Source organism: Brevibacterium sp. LAARM3_SD1 (genome assembly GCF_057364765.1).
In genome coordinates this window covers 187,755-197,116 of record NZ_JBNFOL010000004.1, presented here as the reverse complement: position 1 = coordinate 197,116, position 9,362 = coordinate 187,755, and the positions used below count along the sequence as shown (strand labels likewise).

Here is a 9,362-nt window from a genome sequence, read left to right as displayed (position 1 = left end):
CGCGAGGTTGCTGGGCCGCCGTCAGGTAGCAAGGGGGTATAGGTTGGGGGCATGCAGAGGATGACACGGCCGCGGCCCGCCGGACGGCGATCACTGCGACGGGATTGGACCGACCGCGGCCGACGAAGGTCACGCGCGCCATCTCAAGAATGTGTTCGCCACCATGGGTCTGACCCAGATCGACTCGGTCGCCCGAGTCGTCCGCTCCCACTATCTGCCCTTTTTCTCCCGCCTGGGTCCCTATCCGCGGGAGACTCTCGACCGCCTCTTCTACCAATCGCCGCGAATGGGTGTCGAATACTGGGCGCACGCCGCGGCCTTCGTGCCCCCGCAGACGTGGAAGCACTTCGCCCGGGCCCACAGCGAATGGTGGCGCAATGACTTCGGACAGCGCCATCCGGAGACCGGAGAGGAGTTCCGGAATCTCCAATCCTCCATCCTCACCGCCCTGTCCACCCGACCGATGACGGCACGGGAAGTCGCCGAGGTGGTCGACCACGACCTGCCGGAGATCCACCGCGGCCATTGGGGCTGGAATCCCAGCCAGGTCAAAGTCGCCCTCGAAGCGCTGTTCGCCGGGGGCATCATCAGCGCCGCTGGTCGCAACGACCACTTCGAACGCATCTATGCGCTGGCAAGAGACGTCTCACCCGAGCTGCCTGAGCTCCCTCTGGCTTATGGGCCCGCGGATGCTCCTCAGCTGAGCCTGGACCCTGAGGCAGAGCTGCCGCGCGGAATATCCGGGGTCGAGAACAACGTCTTCGAACTCACCCGCATCGCAGCGCGCGCTCTGGGCATCTCCCGTCCCGAGGACATCGCCGACTACTTTCGGCAGCGGCGTGCACCGACCGACGCCGCCATCGCCGAACTCATCGCCTCAGGCGAGCTGCGTGAAGTCGACGTCGAAGGCGTGCCCGCGCTGAAGTGGCACGAGGCACGGACTCCACGGACCGTGAACGCTCGGGCGCTGCTGGCGCCGTTCGACCCCTTGGTCTTCTACCGACCGCGCATCGAATGGCTCTTCGACTTCCGCTACCGCATCGAGATCTACACCCCGGCGGCCAAACGGGTCCACGGCTACTACGTCACGCCGTTCCTCCTCGGCGATCGACTCGTCGGTCGGGTCGATCTGCACCGGGACCGAGCGGCAGGAGTTCTGCGCGCACACCAGGTGACGTGGGAGCCGGGGGAGGAGCACACCACGGAGCTGGCTGAGGAGCTTACGACGATGGCTGCGTGGCTGGGACTGACCGCCGTGGACCTCGAAGGTACTCACCTGCCATTAAGCTAGGGGCTATACAGTCGTTCGAGTCGTTGTCCGGCAGACATGCCGATTAGGAGAAAAGTGGCTAATTTCCTCGAGAAGCTTCTGCGCACAGGTGAAGGCAGAACTCTGAAGAAGCTCCGCCGATACACAGATGCCATCAATCAGCTGTCCGATGAGTTCAGCGAGATGACGGACACCGAACTGCGTGAGGAAACCGGCAGGTTCAAGGAGCGCTACAAGGACGGCGAAAGCCTCGACTCTCTGCTTCCCGAAGCCTTCGCCACCGTGCGCGAAGCATCGAGCCGGACCCTGGGTCTGCGACACTTCGACGTTCAGCTCATGGGCGGCGCCGCCCTGCACCTGGGCAACATCGCCGAGATGAAGACCGGTGAAGGCAAGACCCTGGTCGCCACGGCCCCGGCCTACCTCAACGCTCTCACCGGCAACCCGGTCCACATCATCACGGTCAACGACTACCTGGCCACCTACCAATCGGAACTGATGGGCCGTGTATTCCGGTTCCTCGGGATGGAGACCGGCTGCATCCAGGCGAACATGCCCTCGGATCTGCGCCGCAAACAGTACGCCGCGGACATCACCTACGGCACGAACAACGAATTCGGCTTCGACTACCTGCGCGACAACATGGCCTGGTCGGCCGACGAGCTCGTCCAGCGCGGCCATGCCTTCGCCATCGTCGACGAGGTCGACTCGATCCTCATCGACGAGGCCCGTACCCCGCTCATCATCTCCGGTCCTGCCGAAGGCGATGCCAACCGCTGGTACGGCGAGTTCGCCAAGGTCGTCAAGCGTCTGAAGACCGAACGCGACTACGAAGTCGATGAGAAGAAGCGCACCGTCGGCGTCCTCGAGCCCGGAATCGAACGTGTCGAGGACTACCTGGGCATCGGCAATCTCTACGACGCGGAGAACACCCCGCTCATCAGCTTCCTCAACAACGCCATCCGCGCCAAGGAGCTGTTCAAGAAGGACAAGGACTACGTCGTCCTCGACGGCGAAGTCCTCATCGTCGACGAACACACCGGTCGCGTGCTCAAGGGCCGCCGCTACAACGAAGGCCTGCACCAGGCCATCGAGGCGAAGGAAGGGGTGAAGGTCCAGGCCGAGAACCAGACCCTGGCGACAATCACCCTACAGAACTTCTTCCGTCTCTACGAGAAGCTCTCCGGAATGACCGGTACGGCCGAAACCGAGGCCGCAGAGTTCATGTCCACCTACAAGCTCGGCGTCGTCCCGATTCCGACGAACAAGCCGATGCAGCGCGTCGACCAGTCCGACTTCGTCTACAAGAACGAGGTTGCGAAGTTCGACGCCGTCGTCGACGACATCGTCGAACGCCACGAGACCGGACAGCCCGTGCTCGTCGGCACGACGAGCGTCGAGAAGAGCGAATACCTGTCGAAGAATCTGGCCAAACGCGGCGTCAAGCACGAGGTCCTCAACGCGAAGAACCACGCCCGTGAGGCGTCGATCGTGGCGATGGCCGGACGTAAGAACGCCGTCACGGTGGCCACGAACATGGCCGGACGCGGTACGGACATCATGCTCGGCGGCAACGCCGAATTCCTCGCGGTCGCGGAGATGGAACGTCGCGGCCTCGACCCGGCCGAGAACGAGGACCAGTACGAGTCCGAATGGCCCGAGGTGCTCAAGGCCGCTGAGGATAAGGTCAAGGAAGAGGCCGAGGAGGTCGTCGAACTCGGCGGGCTCTATGTGCTCGGCACCGAGCGCCACGAATCGCGCCGCATCGACAACCAGCTGCGCGGACGCTCCGGACGTCAGGGTGACCCCGGAGAATCCCGTTTCTACCTGTCGCTGACCGATGACCTCATGCGACTGTTCGGTTCGGGAGCCGCCGAACGGATCATGGCGACGGCGAACGTGCCCGACGATGTGCCGCTGGAATCGAAGATGGTCTCCCGCGCCATCCTCTCGGCTCAGTCGCAGATCGAACAGCGCAATGCCGAGCAACGCAAGAACGTTCTCAAATACGACGATGTGCTCAACCGTCAGCGCACCGTCATCTACGACGAGCGCCGCCGAGTCCTCGACGGCGCCGACCTCGAAGAGCAGGTTGCGAAGTTCCGCGAAGAGGTCATCGACGCCTACGTCGCCCAGGCGACGATGGGTCCGGTCGAGGACTGGCAGATCGACGAGCTCTTCGAAGCCCTTGGAAAGATCTACTCGCCGTCGATCACCTCCGACGACCTCGCCGAGGAGCTCGGCGGGCTCGGGAACCTCTCGAAGAACCGCCTCAATCGGGAGATCCAGTCCGATCTCGACGTGTTCTACTCCCAGCGCGAAGAGGAACTCGGAGAGGACGCCACCCGCGAACTCGAACGTCGCGTGGTGCTCTCCGTCATTGACAAGCGCTGGCGTGAGCATCTCTATGAGATGGACTACCTCAAGAACGGCATCGGACTGCGCGCCATGGCCCAGAAAGACCCGCTGGTGGAGTACCAGCGTGAGGGCTTCGAGATGTTCAAGACCATGCAGGACGGGATCAAGGAGGACGTCGTCCGCCTGACCAACACGCTGCAGGTCCAGGTGACTTCTTCGGCCGGCACCGGCGATGCCGAACCCGAGGTCGAGGTCGACGCCGAGGAGCTGCGACACAAGACTCCGAAGATGCAGCTGTCGGCTCCGTCGGAGTCCGGTTCCGCCTCGGTTTCCGAATCCGAGGACGACGACGAACCGGCTCCGACCAATCGCGCCGAACGTCGCGCGAAGAAGAAGGCCAATAACTGACGAAGAGCCCTCAGCGGCTCACATCGTCTGCAGCGCAGTCAGCGTCCACCGGGTGGTGAGCAGCTCCAAACGGACTGCCACCGCCCGGATGCGGTTTGCGGCGGCAACGATGACCGTGACTTCGGCGATCTCGGGCGTGACCTGGCAGACGTGTGCCGTTCCCGGCCGCACCGTGCGGCTGCCGGGCACGGTCGCCCGGTGCGGCGCCACCTCGGCGCGCAGCTGACAGCGGTGATCGATCTTCGCCAGCAGCTCCGGCTCGACCCAGCGGGCGATCGTCTCGCTGCGCCTGACACCGGAGAGGACCTCGAGGCAGGCAACCGCCAACGAGGTGGCCGTGGCCGCGATCCGCGCCCGATCGTCCGCAATGTCCTGCCCTCGGTCATGCCGACTGACTCGGCGAGGAGACTGCGCAGTGGGCACCGGCGCAACTGGTCGCCGAGGCGGTGCCGGAGCCTGTGGTCGGGTGAGGGTGAGCGGGGCGGTCATGTCTGGATCTCCAATCTCTGACCAGCGATGATGAGGCTCGGATCGGGTCCGATGGTGTCCTCGTTGGCAGCGTAGACGTCAGCGACGAGATGCGGAATCTCCGCTGGGGTGTCGGCCAGATCGGCTGCGATCGACCACAGGCTCTCGCCATGAGCGACAATATGTGTGGCGGTCCCGGGACCCGCAGGTACATCGGTTTCGTCGCCCGGCTCGTTCGAATTCCCGCTGCGGTCCGGTTCGTCGGCCCGATCCGATCTCCTGGACTCGTCGGCCGGTGGGTCGCCCGAGGGGGACGGAGGCGTGTTGTCCGGCGGCGATTCGGTAGGCCAACCGGGGTCGGGAAGTGGTGCCCGATCCGCGGAGCGCTCATCATCGTCGACAGTCGGCCACCCGGGATCGGTCGGGGCCTGTGTCGACGACGTCAGCTCGGGCCCGGGACCTGTGATCGGCGCCGCTTGAGCGGAGTGGACGACCAAGCCGGCAGAGACGATCGCAAGAACGCTCGACGCGAGTAACCTCGGCATCGCCGTGACTACGACTCCGGCCAGCACCGACCGGAAGCGACCGTAAGGGAGAACTCTCAGCAGCAGCGCCAGCAGCGACACGACTCCGATTCGTGAGAACAGGAGTGCTCCGGTGACGATGATGACGAGGACGACGACGTCACTGGTCGTCAGCGGTTGGGGCAGCTGCTTCCACGCTGTGAAGAGCGAACCGAGCAGAACCAGCCATGAACCCGCACATGCAATCAAGAGATACATCTAGACATCCTCCATTGGATATTGATCGTAATGATGCCGTTAGATGTAGTTTGATGTCAATGGATCGACTCTAACTACATGACTGTAGTTCCGCGCTTATCGGTTTCAAGTCTTGAAAGTGGACTACAGCTGGGGCAGGCTTAGCGTCTATGGACGATCGCATCGACGCACTCCTGGCGGATATCGAAGCCGCCGACTCTGCGGCGCAGGCGCATGCCAGGAGGGGCGAGTTCGGTGACGAGATCGCCGGGCAGGCGGCCGAAAGGACGCTGCTCGAACGGCTGCGAGGATCATTGGGATCGACAGTGCAGGTGATGCTGTCCGATCGCGACGTTACGGGGACTGCGTGCTTCCTCGGCCGGGACATCGTCGTCCTCGCCGGGGTGGAAGTCTCCGCCATTGCGATCAGCGCCGTCCGTCGACTCAGGCTGACCACGCGAGTGCATCGGTTCGAATCGGGAGGGCTGGAGCGCTTGGGAATGGGATCGGCGCTGCGCCGCTGGTCAGCCGCCCACGAAGAGGTGTCGATCGACACCGTCGACCACTCGGGTGGGATTCGCGGACGATGCTCACTCGTCGCTGCCGACTACGTCGAGATCGCCGGCCGGATCATTCCCTTCGCGGCGATCAGCGCGGTCCACGCCCGGACGAACCCCTTCGAGTGATCCGGGCGTGAAGGCGATCAGAGTGGATACGAGGGGGTCAGTCCTCGATGGATCCGGTCTTGATCTGATACTCGGTGCGCTCGTACATGCGCTGGATATACGCCTCGATCTCGGACTTCTCGACCCGCCACTGGCCGCGCCCGCCGACCTTGATGGCGCGGAGATCGCCGGAACGGACGAGGGCCCGAGCCTGGGCGATCGAGACATTGAGCAGCTCGGCCACATCGGTCAGCGGCAGGAAGCGACTTTCGACGGCCATGAGGTGACTTCTCCCATTCCAAATGTCCATCTGCCACCAGATGTCCATCTGATTGTTGGTGCATTTTGCCAAAAACATTGCTTTGGCATCATTTGATGGTCAATATTATCACTGAGAAACAGTTTCTGTCAGTGAAACTTCTGCAAATCTGGAGATGCAATGGAGCTCTCGAAACGAATCCGCCGTCCCCGCTGGACCGATGCCCGGCTCTTGGTCGGGGCGATGCTCGTCATCCTCGCGGTCGTCGGCACCTATCTGCTCGTCACCTCGGCGAACTCGACCACCCGGGTCTGGGCGAGTGCACGTGCACTCGTCCCCGGTGAAGTGCTCAAGCCGGCCGATCTCACCGTTGCTGAGGTCAACCTCGCCGACCTCGGCAAGAAGTACCTCTCGGCCGATTCCGAGCTGCCGGAGAACACGAGCGTGCGCGCCGTCGTTGCAGCGGGGGAGCTGCTGGCCGCCTCGGCGGTGGCGCCCCTGTCCGAACTCGAAGGACGGGTTGTGGCGATCGACGTCGCCGGTTCGGTGCCGAGTGTCGTCGACTCGGGCACCCTCGTCGACGTCTGGGCTCAGCCGGAGCAGAACGGACTCGACGATGACGGAACTCCGCCCGAGCAGATCGTCGATTCGGCCCCGGTCGCCCATATCAATCGGGACGTCGGCAGCTTCGGGGCAGGCGACGGCGCGCGCATCGAAGTGTTCGTCGGCTCCGTGGACCTGCCCGGCGTGCTCGCCGCTCTCGACGGTCGCAGCGTGCTCTCCGTCGTCGGCGCCCAGTCCGTTCCCGCCGACGAAGGCGAGCAGTGATGACTCAGGTCCTGCTGGCCGTCGACTTCGAATACGACCTCATCCTCTTCGAGCTGCTCAGCGAGATCGACGACGTAACGATCGTCGCCCGCCCCGCCGACGAGGTCGAGCTGCTGGCCCACTGCCGCACCGGCGGGGCCGACGTCGTCATCATCGGCCGTTATTTTCCCGGCCTCGACGCCGAGGTGGTCGCCGCGATCACAGCCTCCGGTGCGAAGGTGCTCGGCTTCGGCGACGACGCGCACGCCCTCGAGGCTCTCGGCATCACCGCCGTCGTCGCAACGGACGCCGATGCGACGACGATGGCGTCGGCGATCGACGATATCCGTGCCGCCACCGTGGTCCCGCCGCGCCCGATCGCACCTCCCGGCCCCGTCGGGGGAGCGGGAGTGATCATCACCGTGTGGGGGACCGGATCATCGCCCGGACGCACACTCACCGCGGTCAACCTCGCCGACCAGGCCTCCCGCCAAGGCAGACGCAGCGTCGTCGTCGACGCGGACACCGTCTCCGGGATGGTCGCGTCCACCCTCGGCCTGACAGAGGAGTCCTCGCACCTGGCGAGCCTCTGCCGGTCGCAGACGGACCCGGTGAACCGCCTCGGCCGGCATACTGTGCCGCAAGCGTCGATCCGTGAGAACTTCCACGTCGTCACCGGGCTGACCCGGCCCGAACGGTGGCCGGAGATCCGCGCTTCCGTCCTCGAAGCGGTGCTCAAGCGTCTGGCCAAGGTCTACGACGTCGTCATCGTCGACGTCAGCGACCGGATCGATCCCGATGATGACCTCGCCGATCCCTTCTATGACCGGCACTGCGCTACCCGCGCCGCTCTCGAGGCCGCCGATATCGTGCTCGTCCTCGCCGCCGGGGAGCCGATCGGTCTGCAGCGGTTGGTCAAACTCCTCGGCACACCGCGGGCGGAGGCGGTCCGGGAGAAGATGCGTCTGGTGATCACGAAGGTGCGGTCGAGCGCAGTCGGCCACCCGGCTGAGACGCGGATCAGAGAAGTCCTCGACCGATTCGTCCGGATCACTCCGGACTTCCTGCTCAGCGACGATCGCTCCACGGCCGATGCCGCGATGCTCGCCGGCCACACCCTGCATGAGCAGAACCCGAAGTCCGTCCTCGTCGGAGATCTGGCGCGGATGGTCGACGATCTCCTGCCGGGCCGTCGCCGGACCCGCAGATCCGGAGGAGGACGCGAACGCCGCGGCGCCGGTCGTCGCGGACGCACACAGAAAGTGCGGGTGGGCCCGGGGGAGCGGAGCGCAGGACTAGGATGAGGGGCATGGCCATTCGCTGCTACATTCCCACCACCCTGACCGCGCTGCGCTCGATGCTGACCGACGTCCGTGCCGTCGCTCCCGACGCTCAGGGGCGCAGCCTGCGCGGTGAGGAGTTCGAATCCGCTGAGTTCGACGCGATGTGCATCGCCGCCGCCCTGGCCGCGAATGCGGTGTTCGATCCCGCTGAAACCGAACCCGGCACCGATGCGGCTCCCGAGCGCCGTGTCATCGTGGCCTATGACGCCCCCGAGTCCAGCCCGACCGAACCGCTGACCGAGGGCTTCGACCTCATCAGCCTCGGCGAAGTCGACCTGCCCCGGGTGGCGAGCTTCCACCTCGACGAGGACGTCGTCTGGGATGAGGCGGTACGTCTGGCCGAGGAGACGGGTCCCGACGCGGCCGAGGACCACCTCGGCGCTTCCGATCTGCTGTGGTACGACTCGTCGGAGCTTGAGCAGCTGCTCGGCGACACGGACTGAACCGGCCCAAGCACGACACGGACTGAACCGGCCCACGCGCGGTTGGCCCGAGTCCCCGGTCGTGCGGCTCAGGCGGATTCGAAGCGGCGCAGCCGGTCGCCCAACCGCTTCTCCAGGATCGGAACCACGGCCTGTTCGATCATCGGCCCGAACATCGGGATCGATGAGCTGATCTCGGCATGAGCGGCCAGCTTCGTCACCGTCTCGACTTCGCGCAGCTCGAGGACCGCATCGATCTCGACGGGAACTCCTGCGGCACGGGCGGTCATGCGGATCTCGGCCTGATCTCCGAGGACGTCTCCGGGAATCATGTACACCTCGACCAGCACGGTGTTGTCCGGAAGCCTGGAGGCCAGAGCCGACGGAAGCTCGGCCTTGGGCATCGGCGTCCGCACGGTCATCTCGGTGTCGGGGTCGATGTATTCGGCACTGGCATCGGAGCCGAGCTTCTCCCACACGCCGGGGTCGGCGAATTTGGCCAGGAATGTCGACAGATCAACCGAATATTCTTGATTGAGAGTCAGAGATCGCATAGCTCCAGTTTGCCAGCGAATGAACGGTACACCACCGTATGCCGCTC

Annotated in this window: 10 protein-coding genes; 6 read left to right on the top strand and 4 right to left on the bottom strand. The window is 64.8% G+C overall.

The genetic code is table 11. The annotated features are described in order from the left end of the window. Positions 1-163 precede the first annotated feature (163 nt). Complete coding sequence (locus AC2W7L_RS03905; RefSeq protein WP_486003354.1) at positions 164-1,291, top strand: winged helix-turn-helix domain-containing protein; 1,128 nt, start codon at positions 164-166, stop codon at positions 1,289-1,291. A gap of 54 nt (positions 1,292-1,345) precedes the next feature. Next, on the top strand, positions 1,346-4,036 hold the full coding sequence (gene secA, locus AC2W7L_RS03900) for a preprotein translocase subunit SecA (RefSeq protein WP_486003353.1): 2,691 nt from the start codon (positions 1,346-1,348) through the stop codon (positions 4,034-4,036). 18 nt (positions 4,037-4,054) lie between these two features. Here the strand turns inward: secA and AC2W7L_RS03895 are convergent, their stop codons facing one another. After that, positions 4,055-4,525 carry an Rv3235 family protein gene (locus AC2W7L_RS03895; protein WP_486003352.1) on the bottom strand — a complete coding sequence of 157 codons (471 nt, stop codon included), beginning with the start codon at positions 4,523-4,525 and terminating at the stop codon, positions 4,055-4,057. Beyond that, positions 4,522-5,286, bottom strand: a complete 765-nt coding sequence (locus tag AC2W7L_RS03890; RefSeq protein WP_486003351.1) for a LysM peptidoglycan-binding domain-containing protein — start codon at positions 5,284-5,286, stop codon at positions 4,522-4,524. The genes AC2W7L_RS03895 and AC2W7L_RS03890 overlap by 4 nt, the downstream gene beginning before the upstream one ends. 149 nt (positions 5,287-5,435) lie before the next feature. Between AC2W7L_RS03890 and AC2W7L_RS03885 the strand changes: the two genes are divergently transcribed. Further along, positions 5,436-5,951, top strand: a complete 516-nt coding sequence (locus AC2W7L_RS03885; protein ID WP_486003350.1) for a hypothetical protein — start codon at positions 5,436-5,438, stop codon at positions 5,949-5,951. 37 nt (positions 5,952-5,988) lie between these two features. Here the strand turns inward: AC2W7L_RS03885 and AC2W7L_RS03880 are convergent, their stop codons facing one another. Next, positions 5,989-6,210, bottom strand: coding sequence for a helix-turn-helix domain-containing protein (locus AC2W7L_RS03880; RefSeq protein ID WP_025780784.1), 222 nt, complete (start codon positions 6,208-6,210; stop codon positions 5,989-5,991). A 159-nt stretch (positions 6,211-6,369) separates the two neighbouring features. On the opposite strand from AC2W7L_RS03880, the gene AC2W7L_RS03875 reads away from it, so the two are divergent. From AC2W7L_RS03875 to AC2W7L_RS03865, 3 genes are read left to right on the top strand one after another with little or no spacing between them, the layout of a single operon-like run. Further along, entirely contained in the window at positions 6,370-7,017 is a 648-nt protein-coding gene (locus tag AC2W7L_RS03875) for an SAF domain-containing protein (protein ID WP_486003349.1), read from the top strand. Further along, positions 7,017-8,300: a CpaE/TadZ family protein gene (locus AC2W7L_RS03870; protein WP_486003348.1), complete on the top strand. Its 1,284-nt coding sequence runs from the start codon at positions 7,017-7,019 to the stop codon at positions 8,298-8,300. The genes AC2W7L_RS03875 and AC2W7L_RS03870 overlap by 1 nt, the downstream gene beginning before the upstream one ends. Before the next feature lie 5 nt (positions 8,301-8,305). Continuing rightward, entirely contained in the window at positions 8,306-8,782 is a 477-nt protein-coding gene (locus tag AC2W7L_RS03865; protein WP_486003347.1) for a DUF6912 family protein, read from the top strand. Positions 8,783-8,850: 68 nt separating this feature from the next. On the opposite strand, the gene AC2W7L_RS03860 is transcribed toward AC2W7L_RS03865, so the two are convergent. After that, entirely contained in the window at positions 8,851-9,315 is a 465-nt protein-coding gene (locus tag AC2W7L_RS03860; RefSeq protein WP_486003346.1) for a DUF2505 domain-containing protein, read from the bottom strand. Positions 9,316-9,362: the final 47 nt, after the last annotated feature.